A 19469-nucleotide genomic window follows, 5' to 3' on the forward strand; every position below is an offset into this window, starting at 1 on the left:
AGACTCTTGCAGGGAACCAGCAACAACATAGTCAGAAGTCGAGTCATCATTGGACAGACTTGTGCTTGAAACCAGCAACACTGTCAGAAGTGGAGTCATCTTTGGACAGACTCTTGCAGGGAACCATCAACACTGTCAGAGTAGATACAGGTTTAGACCCTATCGCTGTGTTTCTACCAATATTATATGCTTCCCATCAAATAGACTACACTTATTAAAAATAAAAAAAATACATTTTCCTAAAAATATTATAGATTTATAAAGGATTGTCCAAAAAATTATATCTATAATATAGAATAATTATCCCTTATCTAATGTCGTATTCGTATTTTTCAGAAGATTTTATTTTTATAATAAAAGTAGAATATTAATAAGGGAGTGGAAGGAATGGAGACAAATACTAAAAAATCTAGAGTGATTGAAAATTATAAAGGAACAGAATTACACGCTAAGGGCTGGATTCAAGAGGCAGCACTTCGCATGTTAATGAATAACCTTGACCAGGATGTAGCTGAGAGACCAGAGGATTTAGTCGTTTATGGTGGCATAGGAAAAGCAGCACGGAATTGGGAGTCTTATGATGCAATCGTGAAAACATTGCTTGAATTAGAGAGTGACGAAACATTGCTCATTCAATCAGGAAAACCAGTTGCTGTATTTAAATCTCATAAGGATGCGCCGCGCGTGCTGCTCGCAAACTCCAACCTTGTTCCAGCTTGGGCGAATTGGGAACATTTCCATGAGCTTGATAAAAAAGGTCTGATGATGTACGGACAAATGACAGCAGGAAGCTGGATTTATATCGGAAGCCAGGGAATTGTTCAAGGAACGTATGAAACATTTGCTGAACTGGCCCGTCAATCCTTCGCTGGAACCTTAAAAAACACGATTACACTAACAGCAGGTCTTGGCGGAATGGGCGGAGCTCAACCGTTAGCTGTCACAATGAATGATGGCGTGTGCTTGGCTATTGATGTGGATGAAACAAGAATCGACCGCAGATTGGAAACAGCTTACCTTGATGTTAAAACCAAGGACCTAGATGAAGCCTTAAAAATGGCACGTGAAGCTAAAGCTGATGGAAAAGCATTATCGATTGGTTTACTAGGAAATGCAGCTGAAATTCTACCAATCATGATTGAAAAAGGATTTAATCCGGATGTGTTAACAGACCAAACCTCTGCACATGATCCATTAAATGGATATGTACCAGTGGGATTTACCTTAGAGGAAGCAGCGGCATTACGAAAGGAAGAGCCAGCGAAATATGTGAAGCTTGCTAAACAAAGCATGGCACTCCATGTAAAAGCCATGTTGAAAATGCAAGAGAAAGGTGCAGTAACGTTTGACTATGGTAATAATATTCGTCAGGTAGCAAAGGATGAAGGGGTAGAAAATGCATTTGATTTCCCTGGTTTCGTACCTGCGTATATTCGACCACTTTTTTGCGAAGGTAAAGGTCCTTTCCGCTGGGCGGCATTATCAGGAGATCCAGAAGATATTCGTAAAATTGACGAAGCCCTACTTCGCGAGTTCAAGGATGATGAGCACCTCTGTAAATGGGTAAAGATGGCACAGGAAAAAATCAGCTTCCAAGGACTACCTGCTCGTATCTGCTGGCTTGGCTATGGAGACAGAGCTCGTTTTGGAAAAGTGATTAACGATATGGTCGCTTCAGGTGAAGTATCAGCACCAATCGTTATTGGCCGCGACCACTTGGATGCAGGTTCGGTTGCATCACCAAATCGTGAAACAGAAGCAATGAGAGACGGTAGTGATGCGGTTTCCGACTGGCCGATTTTAAATGCTATGATCAATGCAGTCGGAGGGGCTAGCTGGGTTTCACTTCATCACGGCGGCGGTGTGGGAATGGGGTATTCTCAGCATTCCGGTATGGTAATCGTAGCAGATGGAACAAAGGATGCAGAAATCCGTCTTCAAAGGGTACTTACGACAGATCCTGGTATGGGTGTGGTTCGCCACGCAGATGCTGGCTATGAGCTTGCCATTACAACGGCAAAGGAAAAAGGCATTAAAATGCCAATGCTGCAGCAGGACTAATTCAGAGACTGAGAGGATGATAGATTTGAGTAAAGCAGTTTTTATCAGAAATGCTTCTCAGCTCGTGACATTACAGGGGAGTTCAAAAGCTCCCCTTGTAAAAGGAGCGATGTCTGAGCTTGGCATCATCGAGAACGGAAGCGTTTGGATTGAAGAGGGATTCATTAAGGCTGTGGGGAAAGATGAAGAACTAGTTAAAGAGTTTGCAAGTCGGATGTATGAGGCCGAAATAGTGGATGCGAGCGGCAAACTGGTTACACCAGGACTTGTCGATCCGCACACCCATCTTGTTTTTGCAGGAAGTAGAGAGAATGAATTCAATATGCGCTTGCAAGGGGCAACATACATGGAAATCATGAATGCAGGTGGTGGAATTCATGCAACTACAAGACGGACAAAATCTGCCACACACGAAGAGCTTTATCAGGAGAGCTTTGAACGTTTAAATCAATTTTTGCGTCACGGGGTTACAACAGTGGAAGCGAAAAGCGGCTACGGAATGGAATGGGAAACCGAGCTGAAACAGCTAGAAGTGGCCAAACAGTTGAATGAGCATCATGTGATTGATGTGGTAGCCACTTTTATGGGCGCTCATGCCGTTCCAAAAGAATATAAACAAGACCCAGAGGAATTTGTCCGTTTGTTAGTAGAAGAAATGATCCCGAAGGTGGCAGAGCTGGGACTTGCTGAATTTAATGATGTATTTTGTGAACATGGGGTGTTTACACCAGAACAATCCCGCAGAATCCTTGAGGCAGGTAAGCGTTATGGGTTAATTCCTAAAATCCATGCGGATGAAATTGAGCCGTATGAGGGAGCTGAACTTGCAGCAGAAGTGGAGGCAATTTCAGCAGACCATTTATTAAGAGCATCAGAAAAAGGCATGAAGGCGATGGCGGATAAAGGGGTCGTCGGAGTGTTACTGCCAGGAACAGCCTATTTCTTAATGGCGGAATCTGCAAACGGGCGAAAAATGATTGATCTTGGGGTCCCTGTGGCACTGTCGACAGATTGCAATCCGGGTTCTTCACCTACGGTTTCTTTGCCATTTATTATGAATCTTGGATGCTTGAAAATGGGGATGACACCAGCAGAGGTATTAACCGCCACAACAATTAATGCGGCACATGCCATTAATCGTGGAAGTGAAATCGGTAGTTTAGAAGTAGGGAAAAAAGGGGACGTAACTGTGTTTAATGTGGGGAATTATATGAAACTCCAATACTCTTATGGTGTGAACCACACAGATACAGTTTTGAAAAATGGTCAGGTGGTTGTTAAGGGAGGGCAATTAGTTGAAAAGCTTTCTTTATCCTAAATTGAATCCGCCAAGCTTTACTTGGGTAAGGCCAGACAACGAGGATAGGACGGAGAAGGTTCATGAGTGGATTCAACCGCTGACTGCAGACTCGGATCCTGAAAAATGCAAGGACGCCGATTTTGTAATAGTCGGAGTACCGCTTTCCCGTTCATCAATTAGTGCGTCAGGGGCATCTGAATTTCCAGATGCTTTCCGGCGTTTATGGAAAGGCTTTACTACCTATAATCTGGATGAAGATTTAGATCTGTCTGAAATGACGGCGATAGATGTAGGGGATGTTCCTATGCATGTCACCGATATCCGCAAATGCCATGACAACATCATTGCGGCTTCTACTGCATTAAATCAGCATTTCGGTACATCCAAAGTGTGTGCAATTGGCGGCGATCATTCGATTACAGCAATGATGGTAAAGGGTCTGCATCAGGCTAATCCACAGAAAAAAATTGGTATCCTCCAGTTTGATACTCATTTCGATTTAAGGGATCTAACTGATAATGGGCCCTCTAATGGGACACCGATGAGAAATCTGATTGAAAGTGGGACGGTCGAACCTAGTAATATGTACAATATCGGTCTTCATGGTTTTTTTAACACGAAAGACTTGAAGCAGTATGCCGATGAGAAAGGCGTCAACTATTTCACACTACGTCAAGCAAGAAAAAAAGGGATAGAAGAAACGGTCCGCCACTGTTTGGAGGAATTAGAAGCCAAGGTCGATACGATTTACTTAACCGTCGATATGGATGTTCTAGATATTGCCTATGCACCAGGAGTACCAGCTTCAACGCCTGGAGGTATGACAACAGCAGAACTACTAGAAGGGGTACTAGCAGCTGCCAAACATCCAAAAGTAAGCAACATGGACATCGTCTGCCTTGACCCACTTAAAGACACCCAAGTACAACCAACAGTCAAACTTGGCACACACGTATTTTTAACCTTTCTAACAGGGGTAATGTTGCGATAGGTGTCAGGCGCCAAAGAGGATGTTTGGTGCCTGACACTACATATGAATTTAAGGGTAAAATTAATAAGGGGGATGGATAATGGAAAATCAGACTGTAGTGAGTGCGAAGCAGCCAGAGTTACAGAATAGCAATATGATGAATATGGTGAAATTTTTTGTTTTTAGTGCTATTGGTCTTTTTGTTTTTTTTGTACCGGTTACCTTAAATGGGAAATCCTCGATAATGCTCGACCATTTTGTATCGGCGATTCAATTAGCCGTTCCTAGTGTATTGCCATATTATGCACTTTTAGTTATTTTATTAGGGGCAGTTTATCCTTTTTATAAGAAAACATGGAAAAAGGATACGGTAACGTTAATATTTTCCATATTGAAAATCCTAGGTTTTGTTGCAGGGGCCATGTTCGTTTTTAATGTAGGACCAAAGTGGTTTTTTAGCCCTGATATGGCTCCCTTCCTTTATAATAAGCTTGTCATTTCTGTTGGTTTGTTAGTACCTATCGGTTCTGTATTTCTTGCTTTATTAGTAGGTTATGGTTTGCTTGAATTTATCGGAATATTCATGCAACCCGTCATGCGGCCGATATGGAAAACCCCGGGAAGATCAGCGGTTGATGCAGTTGCCTCTTTTGTAGGTAGCTATTCTATCGGTCTATTGATTACGAATCGTGTATTCAAAGAAGGAAAATACTCGATCAAAGAAGCAGCCATTATTGCTACAGGATTTTCCACTGTTTCAGCGACATTTATGATTGTCGTAGCAAAAACACTAAATCTGATGGACATGTGGAATGCTTATTTTTGGATCACGCTGGTCGTTACATTTATCGTTACTGCGATAACTGTTCGAATCTGGCCATTATCAAAAATGAGTGATTCCTACTATCAGGAGATGGAAGGCGATCAAGAGGTCATCATTAAAAAAGATCGCGTTAAAACGGCATGGAAAGAAGCCATGATTACAGCAAATGAATCACCGAGCTTTGGCAAAAATATATGGGAAAATCTAAAAGATGGCTTTGTCATGACTATGGGAATTTTACCTTCCATCATGTCGGTTGGGTTACTCGGTCTAATCTTAGCGGAGTTTACGCCTGTATTCGACTGGCTAGGATATATTTTCTATCCATTTACAGCACTTGTACAGTTACCTGAACCTATGTTAGCAGCCAAGGCTAGTGCAGTAGGCATTGCAGAAATGTTTTTGCCTGCCCTGTTAGTGACCAAAGCAGCAGTCGTAACAAAATTTGTAATTGCCGTAGTATCTGTTTCATCTATTATCTTCTTTTCAGCTGTGGTACCTTGTATTTTATCAACAGAGATTCCACTCACAATTGGAAAACTGGTTGTCATCTGGTTTGAAAGAGTGGTACTAACCATATTAATCACAGCACCGCTAGCCTATTTACTTCTTTAGGATTGGAAATCGAAAATGATGGTGCCTGACACCACAAAAGACATTCTGGTCATTTTGTCCGTCTCCAGTGGACGGTTAGTTCCGCCAGCGTATGTTGGCGGATTTTTTTGTTCATTTTTATTTCTATTAGACGGTAGCCTGTACATTTTATGTCCTACTTGAATTAACTATAATAGGCGTTACTGCTTATGGTTTTATTTCTATTAGTTTTTTAAAAGGAGGGAAATAATGGATATTAATCAGTTGAATGAATGGATGAAACAAATTGAAGTGAAAAATCTGATCAATGCTGACGTTGAGGTTGTAAATAATTCACCATTAGTTATGCTTGGGAAAGGACGGCAGGGAGCCGTTTTTCAAATTTCCGAAGATATTTGTGTAAAAGTATTTGGAAACCAAGAAGATTGCGACCGCGAACACTATGCCTTGTCCTTAGGCCAGCTGACGAATCTATTTCCAAAGATTCATGCGAAAGGACCACTTTATATCGCAATGGATATTATTAGAGGGGTAGATGTACGTGAATACCTTCAATCACAACCACTAACTGAAGAACTATCAGCAAAGCTAATTGATATGTTAATCACCTTTAAAACGATCGGGTATGAACGGATTGATCATCATAAAAGGCAAATATATATCCAGCCAGACGGTAATTTGAAAGTAATTGATGTGGCAAGAACCGTATGGCGTGACCGGGTGTATCCATATCCAAGGAAGCTTTTAAATTCATTAGGAGATGAAAATAAGGCAATTTTCTTGTCACATGTTCAAGAAATGGCTCCTGAATTATATCAGGAATGGCTTCACTACATTCGTATGGAAGAGTTATCCCATCAAATTTATCAAATACTACTTCCTCAAAAACCAGACAAAGAAACAGTTAAGAATCTGAGCAAAAAGCTGTTAACAACAGAAGATGAAGAAAAATATGTTCTTCAGCTACAGGGATTGGTTCACAAGGTGTTTAAAGAGGAATGGGTCAAAACGATGCTTGCACGTGGGAAGGACCCTGAAGCTGTAATGGAAAAAATAGATAAGTATTGGGATGAACTTGAACAATCTCGAGTGCAGGAACAGTATAGAGGAATGAAACGATTTGAAGGAGAAGTAAGCCGAAGTGATGGTAAACACCGTGATAAAGATAAAAAACGCGATCAGCACCGACGATTTGAAGGCGAAAGGTATGATAGAGATTCTCGCGGTAAAAAGAGCAAAAAAGGCAGGAAAAAATAGCATTCTACAACATTATTACTGAAGTATAAGACGCCGTCAAAAGTAAGGCGTATTTCTGAGGAGGACCCTAAATACTAACAAGGAGAAAGCTAAATGAAAGTACTAGTAATCTGGCGGCTGCTCACTGTTGGCGGAGTAAATGCTGGATGGCGAAATCGCTCAATCTATTTCAAGAAACATGGCATTGATACTGAATTCCTTTATACAACAGATCATGGCGGGCTCCACATCATGCAGGACATTGCTCCTGTCTATTTAACGAAAGATGAACAAGAAATTAAAAAAATCATTCAAGATCACGCTTATGACGCCGTCATTATTGTTGATACGGGTGCTGCCTACAAATGGCTTCGAAAAGCTAACTTTCAAGGCCCAGTTATTGTGGAAGCACGCACTCCAGAACTAATCAAGCTTACCCCTCACGTAAAATCGTTTAAAGGAATTCAGCCAGAATTAATGATTGTTCCCTCTCAATATCAACAGCGGTTAGTCTCCATCTTAACAAACAATGTCCCCATTGAAGTAATATACAATGGCGTAGATACCACCTTTTTCCGAGCATTACCAACCAATGAAATTGATTTCAATAGTGCACCTGTTCTCCCAAAAGATAAAAAGATTATCGGATGGATTGGCAGATTGGACAAACGTAAAAACTGGCCGATGCTGATTGAAGTGGCAAAAAAGATAAAAAGTGAACGCGAAGATATTGAAATTTGGGTAATTGGTGGCGCACAAAGTGTACAGCGTGAAGAATTTGCAGCCGCTTGGCAAGAAGAAAAGCTCACAGATATCATTAAATGGTTTCCTGTCATTCCTTATCAGCAAATGCCTCACGTTTATGCGAAAATTCGTCAATCTGGCGGATGTACTCTAGCAACTACAAAATCAGAATCCTTCGGAAATACCTTTATTGAATCAATGACCTGCGGGGTACCAGTTGTCGCCTCTAGAATGATGCCAGTCACTGAACTGGTTGTCGACGGAGAGACTGGATTACTTTATCGTGGACAAAATGTAGAGGATGCCGTTAATCAAATATACGGGATCATCGATCATCCAGTCAGATATCAACAGATGTCTCAGGCTGCAATTAATCGAGTTCAACAGAATTTCTCTATTCAAATAGTAGCAGATGCTTATGTTGATTTATTGAAAAAAATTATCCAAAAGGATGTAGAGGCAGACGGGGAGGTGGGTCAGCCATGATTACCCCCATTTCCTATCAAAAAACATTGGAAGGGAAGTCAAATGCCCATTTAATTACCTTTAGTGATGGAAATGACTATGTGGTTAAGTTCTTTCAGACTGGGTATGAAAGAACGTTACCAAATGAATGGGTGGCATATTGTCTAGCGAGATACCTCGGGCTCCCAGTTCCCTTTGCCCGCTTAGTAGAAATACCACAGGAATTCATTACACAAGTTCCTGAACTGAACGTCATGCAGCAAACTCAATATCAATTCGCCTCATTATATGTCCATGATTGTTTGGATGGACATCAAACGCCAAATATTTCCGGAATCCATAATCACCAGTCATTAGCCGGTGTCATTTTATTAGATTACTGGTTATGCAACCGCGACCGGACTCGCAAAAATATTGTTTTATGTGAAGAAGAAAAAGAAACATACCACTTATGGATCATTGATCATGCGGAGATATTCGAATCTTACAATTGGAACGAGAATGATTTAGATAACCTGTCAGAGCAGCTTTTAAAAAGTGCCACACACCAAATCATGGCGAAATTTATTGAATCCGAAGATAGTTTTACAAACTATATGGAACTGATTCAAACCATTCCCATTTTTTTAATTGAGGAAATTGTATCAATGATACCAGATGATTGGATGGTTTCTAAGGAGGAAAAAAAGGCAATGGTTAGCGCCTTAGTAACAAGACGTAAGAGCATCCTTCCACACCTCATGCAGCGATTTTTGAAAAAAATTTATCGGCCGTTACATGATAATGAATAGAATTAATTAAAAAAGTGGTAGCGGCCACTTTTTTTCGTTGAAAAAAACCTTGATTTCTCAAGGTTTTGTGTGATTTCAGTATTGGAAGTTTAATAGATTGTTAAAGAGTTCACTACTCCTTATCTTTTTTCTTTTTTTTGTCCTTGTCTTTCTCTTTTTTCTTTTTTTCAGACTCTGAAAGTTGATTGATTAGTTTCTCATTTTGTTCTTTTAAATCAGCCAGTTCTGCTCGAACCTCAGCTTCGAAGCTTTCGATATAATTTGATAGGTCTGCTTCAATTGCGAATAAATGATTACTAATTTTAGCCCGAAGATCAGGCTCATGATTCTCTAGTTCAGTTTGTACCTCTGTCACTTCTGTAAGGATTTCTTGTTGTTCAATATTTACTTCAGCTGTTACTTCAGTTTGTTCCACTAGTTCCTCTGCTGCTGTTGGTGAAGGGAATGATTCAGTTTGGTTTAGTGCCTTCAAAAGCTCTTCTTTCAATAAGTTGTTCACCGATTGCAAAAAGGAGTCTATATCAAATGTATTTTCTTGAATATTTTTATTTTTATTTTTTTTACCCATTATCCTACCCACCTTTTATTTTTTTAGGATCTGTTAAACTTGCCTGTTGATTTCCGCTCCAGGCACTTCGCTTTCCGTGGGTGTTTCGGCGAGCCTCCTCGGCGCATGCGCCTGCGGGGTCTCCCCTGAACCATACTCCCAAAGGAGTCTTCGTGCCTTCCGCGCCAATCAACAGAGTGTAAAAATCAACACTGTTCTTTAACATAGCCTTTTATTAAAATATATAATGATTAATCCCCTAATTCTCACAAGTGACGGCAATAAGGGGTCCTACTAGATATATATTATGTAAAAGAGACGGACGAGCATAAACGAATATCATGATAATAGAAAAAAGGGCTGTCTAACGGCATTTTAAGTTTCCACTTTCCGACATAAAAACACGAGAATTGTCTGTTCGTGCGCTTTCCCGAGGAATATTTCCGAACGCTATGTTTACAACTACTGCAGGAAATTGTTATATAATGGATGGGAATGTGGGGGGGAATTCGCGGATTTTAAAGTATATAAAGAATTTAAAGGAAAATTGTCGTAAATTTAGATAGGGGGAAATATTTAAATGAGCAAGCAAGTAATCGTCTATACAACAAACGATTGTATTGAATGTACAATGGTGAAGCAGGTACTAACACAAGAAGGAATTGCATTTGAAGCAAGAAACATTTCTACTCATGCCGAATATCAAAAGGAAGTAGAGAAGTACGGCTATCTGGGCGTTCCAATAACGGTTGTTGAAGGCCGGGCAGTCAAAGGATTTACAAACGAACTAAAAGAACTTATTGATTTAGTGAAAAATAAAGAGGCATAAATCCTTTACTATTTTTAAAAATAGGATTATGATTTATGTAATTTCATAAGTGAATCTACTAGGGGTGCCCAGATTGCGGGCTGAGAGAAAACGGCAACGTTTTTAACCCTTCGGACCTGATCTGGGTAATACCAGCGTAGGAAAGTAGTCGAGTGAATGTTGTATTATTACTCTATCTAACTAACCAGGTCCAATTTATGGATCTGGTTTTTTTATTTTTAAAAAAGGGGAGATTGTTGTGGAAACAAACAGATGGTTTGAGACATTGGAAAAAGTAAGAGAGGGTAGACCGTTAGTACATAACATAACAAACGTCGTTGTCACGAACTTTACAGCAAATGGTTTACTTGCACTAGGAGCATCACCTGTCATGGCATATGCAGCAGAAGAAGTAGCCGATATGGCGAAGATTGCTAGTTCCGTAGTTTTGAATATTGGAACGCTAAACGCGCAGACAGTGGAGTCGATGGTTATTGCAGGAAAAGCAGCCAATGAAAATAGTGTTCCGGTTATATTTGACCCAGTAGGTGCAGGGGCCACTCCTTACCGTACGGAGACTGCACAAAAAATTATGAAACAGGTGCATGTTTCGGTAATCAGAGGCAATGCAGCCGAAATAGCTAATGTTGTCGGGGAGAACTGGGAAATTAAAGGTGTAGATGCCGGTGACGCAAATGGGAACATTGTTGAACTTGCCATCTTTGCTGCACAGAAACTGAACACCGTTGTGGTCATAACCGGAAAAGAAGATATCGTGACAGATGGAGAAACAACCTTTGTGATTGCAAATGGACATCCAATATTGACCAAGGTGACAGGCACTGGCTGTCTATTAACCTCTGTAATTGGTGCGTTTGCTGGTGTGGAAGAAGACTTATTGAAGGCTTCCGTAGCAGCTTTGTCTTTCTATGGAATAGCGGCAGAGAAAGCGGCTGAAAAAACAGTTGAACAAGGACCGGGAAGCTTTCAAATCGAATTTTTAAACCAATTATCACTCACATCATCAAAAGATATGAAGCAGCTCGCGTCCATTAAAAAAATGAATGAGTAAGTGGGGGTTATTTTTATGAAAAAAGCGCTAACGATTGCAGGATCTGATAGCGGTGGCGGAGCAGGAATTCAGGCAGATTTAAAGACGTTTCAGGAATTAGAGGTATTTGGTATGTCTGCATTAACAGCAGTGACTGCTCAGAATACATTGGGTGTTCACGGTGTTTATCCAATGTCTGTTGAGGCTGTTGTCAAACAGATTCAAGCTATTGGGGAGGATATCGGATCAGATGCCCTAAAAACAGGGATGCTGTTTAATGCAGAAATCATTGAGGCAGTATCCGAACAATTGAAGATTTTTCAATGGGAAAATGTCGTGGTTGACCCGGTGATGATCGCTAAAGGCGGAGCATCTTTACTGTTAAATGAAGCGATATCAGCGATGAAAACCTATTTACTGCCTCTAGCAAAGGTCATTACTCCGAACATTCCAGAAGCGGAAGTTTTAACGGGAATGACGATTCAAACGGTTGAGGAAAAAAAGGAAGCTGCGAGAAGATTACATGCACTTGGAGTGAAAAATATCGTCATCAAGGGTGGACATGACGAGAATGAAACGGATGCAGTAGATGTATTATTCGATGGCAAGGAATTTTACACGTTCACGAGCCAGCGAATCAATACTAAAAACACGCATGGAACAGGATGCACCTTCTCTGCTGCACTAACTGCAGAGCTGGCAAAAGGAGCTAGTGTGTATGAAGCCGTTTTAACAGCAAAGGATTTTATTCAGGCAGCTATTGAAGAAGATTTAAAGATCGGCCAAGGACATGGCCCCACTAACCATTGGGCATATCGAAAAAGAAAGATCGGAAAAGAGGGTACCCCTTTATGACAAATTTACGAGAAGCATTGAGTGTTTATTTTATCATGGGTAGCAATAACTGCATGAAGGACCCTGTTGAGGTATTGAAGGAAGCCATTGCTGGGGGCATAACCTTTTTTCAGTTTCGTGAAAAAGGGGAAGGGGCTCTAACTGGCGTTGAAAAATATTCACTCGCTAAAAAACTCCAAACCATCTGTAAAGAGAATCACATCCCTTTCATTGTAAATGATGATCTTGATCTTGCGATTGAATTAAATGCAGACGGTGTCCATATTGGGCAAGAGGATGAATCTGTTAAAACGGTAAGGGGAAAAATTGGCGACAAAATCTTGGGTGTTTCTGTTCATACAAAAGAGGAAGCCATGGCAGCCTTACGGGATGGAGCAGATTATTTTGGTATTGGACCTGTTTTTCCAACCACCACGAAGGCAGACGCCAAACCATCAAGGGGCACGACACTGATTGAGGCATTACGCAGTGAAGGATACACCATCCCCATTGTTGGAATTGGTGGAATCACGATTGAAAATGCTCGTTCAGTAGTAGAAGCAGGGGCAGATGGCGTTTCCGTGATTACGGCTATCAGTCATGCAGAATCACCGCAAGGAGCAGCAAAAGCTTTAAGAAAAAATCTAGATGCTATAGCAGGTCAGGAGTGATAAGAGAATGAAGAAAACACACAAGCTTACTTTAACCGCCATGATGATTGCAATTGGAACCATATCCAGTAATCTCTTTTATATTCCCATTGGATTTACCAAGGTATTTCCTATACAACATTTCTTGAATGTGCTGTCAGCGGTTCTTTTAGGGCCTTATTATGCTGTTGCACAAGCCTTTTGTGTTTCATTATTAAGAAACATTATGGGAACAGGTTCCCCATTTGCCTTCCCAGGCAGCATGGTCGGAGCCTTACTCGCGTCTCTATTATTCATGAAAACTAGAAAAATTTATCTAGCGTTTTTCGGTGAAGTAATCGGGACAGGAATCATTGGTGCCATACTGTGTTATCCAATTGCCACCCTATTGCTTGGACAAAAAGCGACTTTATTTGGGTTTATCCCTTTGTTTATTTTTAGCTCATTTGCCGGTGCATTGATTGGATTTGTAATCTTAACCGTATTTTTACGAAAAAAAGTGGTAAAGATCGAGGAACCTCAAGCCAAAATGTAAGGTGGTACGGAGAATGTGTAAAGAAATAGCTGAAAGAATTGAAGTTGAGGTAGAAGCGAGAAAAGATGAACTTCTTGATTTGTTGAATACCCTGGTGGCATATCCTACAATTAGCCCACCTGCACGTAATACCAATGACGTCCAGGAATTTATTAAAGGATATTTAGAAGATTTGGGATTTCAAACGGATAAATGGGATGTGTATCCCGGAGATCCGAATGTAGTGGGCATTTTGTCAGGTGAGGCTTCAAACCAATATAATAGCTTGATAATAAATGGTCATGTGGACGTTGCTGAGGTGGGAGATGCCAAGGAGTGGGACTCTTCTCCATTTAGCGCTAGAATAAAAGATTCGTTTATTTATGGTCGTGGTGTCGCTGATATGAAAGGTGGAATGGCAGCTTCACTTATTGCGATTAAACTTTTAAAAGAAATGGGAGTTACTTTGGGGGGCGATCTCCAATTTCAATCCGTCATTGGGGAAGAAGTAGGAGAGGCTGGAACACAGGCATGTATAGAGCGGGGGTATACCGCTGATTATGCAGTAGTGGTAGATACGAGTGATTTACATATTCAAGGACAGGGCGGCGTCATTACTGGTTGGATTACGGTTCAAAGCAAAGAAACCTATCATGATGGATTGCGGAGAAAAATGATTCATGCTGGAGGGGGCCTAAAAGGGGCCAGTGCCATTGAGAAAATGATGAAGATTATCGCGGGACTTCAGGAACTGGAGCGACATTGGGCTGTGACGAAAAGCTATGAAGGCTTTCTGCCTGGCACGAATACGATTAATCCGGCAGTCATTGAAGGGGGCAGGCATGCAGCTTTCGTAGCTGACCAATGTGCATTATGGGTCACGGTTCATTTTTATCCGAATGAAGACCATGAAGACGTGATCAAGGAAATTGAACAACAGATCGGTGCCGTTGCTGCTGCCGATCCTTGGCTTAGAGAAAATCCTCCCACGTTCGTTTGGGGTGGAAAATCTATGATAGAGGACCGTGGCGAGATTTTTCCTTCATTAGAATTGGATGCGGACCAATTGGGAACCAAGACTTTAACGGCAGCCTATGAAAAAATGATGAACAGCACGCCAACGATTGGGATGTCTACAACCGTTACAGATGCTGGATGGCTCGGACGGGCTGGTATTCCAACCGCCATATTTGGACCAGGTAAATTGGAAGATGCACACGCTGTTAATGAGAAGGTCGAAATTCGTCAATTGTTAGACTTTGCAAAAGTATTAGCCATGTTTATCGCAGAATGGTGTAACACGAGGAAAGAGGGTCAGCATGAAATTTTCTGAGAGACTTTTTCATAAAGTACATGATATTTGGGAGAAAACTCACGAGCATCCATTTGTTGTCGGGATGGGAAAAGGGGACCTTCCAACTGAATCGTTTATTCGTTACATGAAACAGGATTACGTGTTCTTAATAGATTATTCCAAGCTGTTTGCTCTAGCTGCTGTAAAATCAAGAGATATTGAAACGATGGCTGCTTTTGCCAAACTGTTGCATGAGACCTTACATGGGGAAATGGATTTGCACCGGGAATATGCCGCACGATTCGGGATTACGAATCAGCAGTTAGAAGAAACGGTGCCAAGTCCAATCAACCTAGCTTATACACGATATATGCTACATGTAGCACAAAATGGTTCGCTCGAAGAATTAATTTCGTCGTTATTACCTTGTATGTGGAGCTACTGGGAAATCGGCAAGGTGCTAGCGGAAGAATATCAAAGTGCTAGCAGACACTATCTATATGGTGACTGGGTGAAAATGTACTCTTCGAAGGAATTTGGTGAGTTAGCTGTATGGCTTATTAACTTACTAGATTCATTAGCAGAAGGAAAACCAGAATGGGAATTAGCCATCTTGGAGCAGCATTTTCTTACAACCTCCCGCTTTGAATATATGTTCTGGGATATGGTTTACCAGGGGGGCGAGTGGCCTGTCTAAGTTGTCAATGATATCGATTAACAAGCTCTCTTATTCATTCGATCAGGAACGAACGATTTTCGATCAGATTTCACTAGATGTTAACTCAGGAGAATTTGTTTCCGTCATTGGTGCAAGTGGTTCTGGAAAAAGCACACTTTTTAAGTTGATTACTGGTTTACTAGCACCGGAACAGGGTGAGATCCTAATCAAAGGTAAGCAATCTGGGAAAAGAGCAGGTAGTGTAGGGTATATGCCGCAAAAGGATTTGCTTTTACCATGGAGGACGGTAGTAGATAATGTTTTGCTCCCCATAGAAATTGCAAAGGAAAGTAAACAAAGAAAACTACCGGAGGTCCGGGAGTGGCTTGACCGTTTTGGTTTAGCTGCATATGAAAATGCCTACCCAGGGGAACTTTCTGGCGGAATGAGGCAGCGAGTGGCTTTTCTTCGAACGCTTATGACTGGAAAGGATCTTTTATTATTAGATGAACCGTTTGGTGCACTTGATTCTCTGACCAAAAGGAAAATGCATAGTTGGTTATTAGGGCTGTGGGGGGAGTTACAAAAAACGGTGTTGTTCATCACTCATGATCTTGAAGAAGCCATTTTATTAAGTGATAGGATTTATTTATTGAAAGGTGATCTAGGAGTTCAGGAGGTTAAGGTGAACCTTCCTAGACCAAGAAACGCAGAACTGATTTACGAATCAGAGTTTATTCGGATGAGAAAAGAATTGGAGTGGCTGATTCAAGATGAGAACTAGAGTAAAAAAGTGGTCTGGGGATTACGGGTTGTTTTTACTGGTGGTAATTCTTATAGTCAGTCTTTGGGAGTGGGTAGTGAGACAAGGATTCATTCCAGCATTTATATTGCCATCTCCTTCAGCTATTTGGGCATCATTGGTCGAAAACAGGGAGCTTTTGTTGGGGGAACATCTGCCGGCAACCTTGAAGGAAGTCTTAATCGGTTTTATGATTTCGGTTATTGGAGGTGTGCTAATAGGAGTTGGGATGCATTTTTCACGTCCATTAGAGAAAATTCTTTATCCTTTTCTAGTTATCTCGCAAACAGTGCCGTTAATTGCAATTTCTCCCATTTTCATTATGTGGTTTGGCTATTCGATTTGGAGCAAGATTGCGGTAACGATCTTAACAGCCTTTTTTCCAATCGTTGTTAGTACGTATGATGGATTGAAATCAGGTGGAAGTGAGTACCGGGAATTACTTTCAACAATGGGTGCAAACCGCTGGACTATTTTTCAAAAAGTACAGGTGCCAATGGCTTTGCCTGCGTTTTTATCAGGATTGAAATTGTCGGTTGTTTACTGTGTCGTCGGAGCAACGATTGGTGAGTGGTTGGGTGCAAGCGAAGGGCTTGGGTACTTCAGCAGACGGATGTCAGGAAATCTTAAGGCAGATGCCGTGTTTGCTGCCATATTTCTTTTATCCTTACTAGGAATTGTCCTGTTTTTATTGATTGGTTTTGTAGAAAAGCAGTTATTGAAAAATAAATTTCGCAACTAAGAGAGGTATATATAATGAAGAAAAGTTTTTTAATCATGATTAGTTTATTGTTGTTAATGTTAAGTGCTTGTGGAAAAAGCAACGAGAAGGCTTCTGATTCGAAGGGAGCAAGCGGGAATAAAAAACTCGAGAAAGTGAGCTTAATGCTGGATTGGTATCCAAACGCTGTACACTCGTTTCTCTATGCAGCAGAGGAAAAGGGTTATTTTAAAGAGCAAGGCTTAGATGTAGATATTCAGATGCCTGCAGATACGAATGATCCGCTAAAATTAGTTGCTGCAGATCAAATCGATATGGCGATTAGCTACCAGCCACAAGTACTTGTAGCACGTGGGGAAGATATTCCTGTTCAATCGTTTGGTGCGATTGTACGTCATCCGCTTAATCAATTAATGGTACCTGTCGATGGTCCAGTTCAATCACCAAAGGATTTAGCCGGAAAAACAATCGGTTATCCATCGATTCCACTCGATGAAGCGATTGTACAATCGATGGTTAAGTCTGATGGCGGCGATGAAAAAAAGGTGAAAATGGTCGATGTAGGCTGGGACTTAATTCCGGCTATGGCGACGAAGAAAACAGATGCTCTTATTGGCGGTTATATCAATCACGAAAAATTATTGCTTGAAAAAGAAGGACATCCAATGCGCACATTAAATCCGGCAGATTTTGGTGTGCCAGATTATTATGAATTAGTATTGGTGGCAAGTGAAAAGGGATTAAAAGCCAAACCTGAAGTGTTTAAGAAGTTTATGACAGCAATTGGCAAAGGACAAAAGTTTGTAACGGAACATCCAGATGAGGGGTTGGCAATTTTATTAAAGCATGAAGACAAGTCTTCCCCACTTGAAAAGGATATTGAAACAAAGAGCTTGGAAATGCTCTTACCACTAATGGATGCAAAAGACCAACCATTCGGCTATCAAGATCCAGAAACATGGAACAAGGTCGCGAAATGGCTAAAGGATAATAAAGTGATAAAAAAAGAAGTAAACCCCGTGGAATCGTTTAAAAATTTATAAGGTGTTTGGCACAAAAAAATAGAGGAAAAAATGCTGAGGAATTCGACATCCACAGCATTTTTTTGTTTATAAAAAGACTAATGATAGGGGTTACTTGAGAATTTATGTACTTAAAGTAACGTGGGTAACAAATACATACTATAGGTAATTTATGGGGAAGGTATTGCTTAGTATATCTTTTCTGGAGGGTACTTATGGAGGAAAAAGGAAAGCAGATTAGGCTCACAGCTGGTGAGATTAGTCAACTTTGGCTTCAATATTTAAATGACAGTTCAAGCATATGTGTTCTTACCTATTTTTTAGAAAAGGCTGAGGATTTTGAAATTAAGCCTATAATTGAATTTGCTTTAGAACTATCAAAATCACATATTCAAAAGATTACAGCAATACTAACAGAGGAAAAACATGTAGTTCCATATGGGTTTAGTATTAAAGAGGATGTGGATTTAACTGCTCCTAGACTTTATTCCGACAGTTTTGTACTAAATTTTATTAACCAAATGTCTAAGGTTGGGCTTACAACATATGCTGGTAGTGTTGGAACATCTGTAAGAAGTGATATTAAATCCTATTACATGGATTGCCTTACAGAAACAATGCAATTATATAATAGGTCAACTGAATTATTATTATCTAAAGGAATGTTTATCAGGTCTCCGAACCTGCCTAATTTAGAGAAGGTTGAATTTGTAAAAAAACAATGGTTTATGTTAGATGTGTTCGGAGAAAAAAGACCATTAGTTGCTGCCGAAGTCGATAATTTATTTGCGAATATGCAAAGAAATGCCTTGGGAGTAGCTGCACTAACTGGATTTAGTCAGGTTGCCAAGGATAAGGATGTAAAACAGTTTTTTTTAAAAGGTTTAGAAGTTGGGAATAAACATATTAATTTATTTAGAGGTAAGTTAGAGGAAAGTAAACTTCCTGTACCTATGCGTTGGGATTCAGAAATAACTAATAGTACAACCCATACTTTTTCAGATAAACTGATGATGTTCTATACAAGTGGCTTGATTGCTTTGAGCGTTGGCTATTACGGTACAGCTGTTAGTCAAAGTCCTAGAGGCGATCTTAGTACAATGTATAACAGGCTATCGTTAGAAGTACAGATGTATGCTGAAGATGGAGCTAATATCATGATTAAAAATAGATGGTTGGAACAGCCTCCAATGGCATCCGATAGAGATGAATTAGTAAGAAAAAGGAAACACTTGTAAATTGCATTGAAAGTCCTACTGAAAAGGGTGAGGATATTAATTTATAGCTGTTTTCGCAAAGATTGTTGTTTTTCCTACTTATGTATTCCAGTGAAGACTCACATCTTTTGAAATGATTACTATTAATTTCATTTACTCTGGACAATGTTACTGTTTTTTCTGCCTACTCTGTCCGAAGTTCCTTTGCCTTCTGACAATGTTTTTGTTTTTTTCGCCAACTCTGTCCGAAGTTGCCCTGCCTTCTGACAATGTTTTTGTCTTTTTCACCAACTCTGTCCAAAGTTCCTTTGCCTTCTGACAATGTTTCTGTATTTTTCGCTTACTCTGTCCAAAGTTCCTTTGCCTT

The 19469-nt window shown here is 40.4% G+C and carries 20 protein-coding genes, 1 pseudogene and 1 riboswitch; of the genes and pseudogenes, 19 read left to right on the forward strand and 2 right to left on the reverse strand.

What is annotated here, in order from left to right:
- From AC3A54_RS04685 to AC3A54_RS04720, 8 genes are all read left to right on the forward strand, one after another.
- On the forward strand, positions 1–218 hold a 218-nt coding region (locus tag AC3A54_RS04685), incomplete at its 5' end, for a hypothetical protein (RefSeq protein ID WP_487653504.1).
- Positions 219–387: 169 nt separating this feature from the next.
- Positions 388–2061, forward strand: a complete 1674-nt coding sequence (gene hutU / locus AC3A54_RS04690; protein WP_487653505.1) for a urocanate hydratase — start codon at positions 388–390, stop codon at positions 2059–2061.
- Positions 2062–2077: 16 nt separating this feature from the next.
- Positions 2078–3379 (forward strand): imidazolonepropionase, encoded by a 1302-nt coding sequence (gene hutI / locus AC3A54_RS04695; RefSeq protein ID WP_487653506.1) that lies wholly within the window; start codon positions 2078–2080, stop codon positions 3377–3379.
- A complete protein-coding gene (locus AC3A54_RS04700) occupies positions 3357–4352 on the forward strand; it encodes an agmatinase family protein (RefSeq protein WP_487653507.1) in 996 nt (331 codons plus the stop codon). The genes hutI and AC3A54_RS04700 overlap by 23 nt, the downstream gene beginning before the upstream one ends.
- A 133-nt stretch (positions 4353–4485) precedes the next feature.
- On the forward strand, positions 4486–5769 hold the full coding sequence (locus AC3A54_RS04705; protein ID WP_487653782.1) for a YjiH family protein: 1284 nt from the start codon (positions 4486–4488) through the stop codon (positions 5767–5769).
- A gap of 228 nt (positions 5770–5997) precedes the next feature.
- A complete protein-coding gene (locus AC3A54_RS04710) occupies positions 5998–7005 on the forward strand; it encodes a hypothetical protein (protein ID WP_487653508.1) in 1008 nt (335 codons plus the stop codon).
- Positions 7006–7098: 93 nt separating this feature from the next.
- The gene (locus AC3A54_RS04715; RefSeq protein WP_487653509.1) at positions 7099–8214 is read left to right on the forward strand and encodes a glycosyltransferase family 4 protein; all 1116 of its coding nucleotides are present in this window, start codon (positions 7099–7101) and stop codon (positions 8212–8214) included.
- The gene (locus AC3A54_RS04720; protein ID WP_487653510.1) at positions 8211–8984 is read left to right on the forward strand and encodes a HipA family kinase; all 774 of its coding nucleotides are present in this window, start codon (positions 8211–8213) and stop codon (positions 8982–8984) included. Before AC3A54_RS04715 ends, AC3A54_RS04720 begins: the two co-directional genes overlap by 4 nt.
- Before the next feature lie 112 nt (positions 8985–9096).
- Here the strand turns inward: AC3A54_RS04720 and AC3A54_RS04725 are convergent, their stop codons facing one another.
- The gene (locus AC3A54_RS04725) at positions 9097–9552 is read right to left on the reverse strand and encodes a hypothetical protein (RefSeq protein ID WP_487653511.1); all 456 of its coding nucleotides are present in this window, start codon (positions 9550–9552) and stop codon (positions 9097–9099) included.
- Positions 9553–10111: 559 nt separating this feature from the next.
- On the opposite strand from AC3A54_RS04725, the gene AC3A54_RS04730 reads away from it, so the two are divergent.
- The 11 genes from AC3A54_RS04730 to AC3A54_RS04780 all read left to right on the forward strand — a co-directional run bounded on the left by AC3A54_RS04730 (position 10112) and on the right by AC3A54_RS04780 (position 19123).
- Complete coding sequence (locus AC3A54_RS04730) at positions 10112–10360, forward strand: glutaredoxin family protein (protein WP_308079615.1); 249 nt, start codon at positions 10112–10114, stop codon at positions 10358–10360.
- 50 nt (positions 10361–10410) lie between these two features.
- Positions 10411–10520: riboswitch (TPP riboswitch) on the forward strand.
- Between the two features lie 78 nt (positions 10521–10598).
- Positions 10599–11411 carry a hydroxyethylthiazole kinase gene (gene thiM, locus AC3A54_RS04735; RefSeq protein WP_487653512.1) on the forward strand — a complete coding sequence of 271 codons (813 nt, stop codon included), beginning with the start codon at positions 10599–10601 and terminating at the stop codon, positions 11409–11411.
- 15 nt (positions 11412–11426) lie between these two features.
- Positions 11427–12245 (forward strand): bifunctional hydroxymethylpyrimidine kinase/phosphomethylpyrimidine kinase, encoded by an 819-nt coding sequence (gene thiD, locus AC3A54_RS04740; RefSeq protein WP_487653513.1) that lies wholly within the window; start codon positions 11427–11429, stop codon positions 12243–12245.
- On the forward strand, positions 12242–12895 hold the full coding sequence (gene thiE / locus AC3A54_RS04745; protein WP_487653514.1) for a thiamine phosphate synthase: 654 nt from the start codon (positions 12242–12244) through the stop codon (positions 12893–12895). Before thiD ends, thiE begins: the two co-directional genes overlap by 4 nt.
- 7 nt (positions 12896–12902) lie before the next feature.
- Positions 12903–13409 (forward strand): energy coupling factor transporter S component ThiW, encoded by a 507-nt coding sequence (thiW, locus tag AC3A54_RS04750; RefSeq protein WP_487653515.1) that lies wholly within the window; start codon positions 12903–12905, stop codon positions 13407–13409.
- A gap of 13 nt (positions 13410–13422) precedes the next feature.
- A complete protein-coding gene (locus AC3A54_RS04755) occupies positions 13423–14721 on the forward strand; it encodes an acetylornithine deacetylase (protein ID WP_487653516.1) in 1299 nt (432 codons plus the stop codon).
- Complete coding sequence (tenA, locus tag AC3A54_RS04760) at positions 14708–15379, forward strand: thiaminase II (RefSeq protein WP_487653517.1); 672 nt, start codon at positions 14708–14710, stop codon at positions 15377–15379. Before AC3A54_RS04755 ends, tenA begins: the two co-directional genes overlap by 14 nt.
- 7 nt (positions 15380–15386) lie before the next feature.
- Positions 15387–16124 carry an ABC transporter ATP-binding protein gene (locus AC3A54_RS04765; protein WP_487653783.1) on the forward strand — a complete coding sequence of 246 codons (738 nt, stop codon included), beginning with the start codon at positions 15387–15389 and terminating at the stop codon, positions 16122–16124.
- The gene (locus AC3A54_RS04770) at positions 16114–16884 is read left to right on the forward strand and encodes an ABC transporter permease (RefSeq protein ID WP_487653518.1); all 771 of its coding nucleotides are present in this window, start codon (positions 16114–16116) and stop codon (positions 16882–16884) included. Before AC3A54_RS04765 ends, AC3A54_RS04770 begins: the two co-directional genes overlap by 11 nt.
- A gap of 14 nt (positions 16885–16898) precedes the next feature.
- A complete protein-coding gene (locus tag AC3A54_RS04775) occupies positions 16899–17906 on the forward strand; it encodes an ABC transporter substrate-binding protein (protein ID WP_487653519.1) in 1008 nt (335 codons plus the stop codon).
- A 194-nt stretch (positions 17907–18100) separates the two neighbouring features.
- On the forward strand, positions 18101–19123 hold the full coding sequence (locus tag AC3A54_RS04780; protein ID WP_487653520.1) for a DUF3231 family protein: 1023 nt from the start codon (positions 18101–18103) through the stop codon (positions 19121–19123).
- Between the two features lie 147 nt (positions 19124–19270).
- Here the strand turns inward: AC3A54_RS04780 and AC3A54_RS04785 are convergent.
- Positions 19271–19469: pseudogene (locus AC3A54_RS04785) on the reverse strand (hypothetical protein); the annotation flags it as partial.

This window comes from Neobacillus sp. Soil_C_43, from assembly GCF_057656715.1.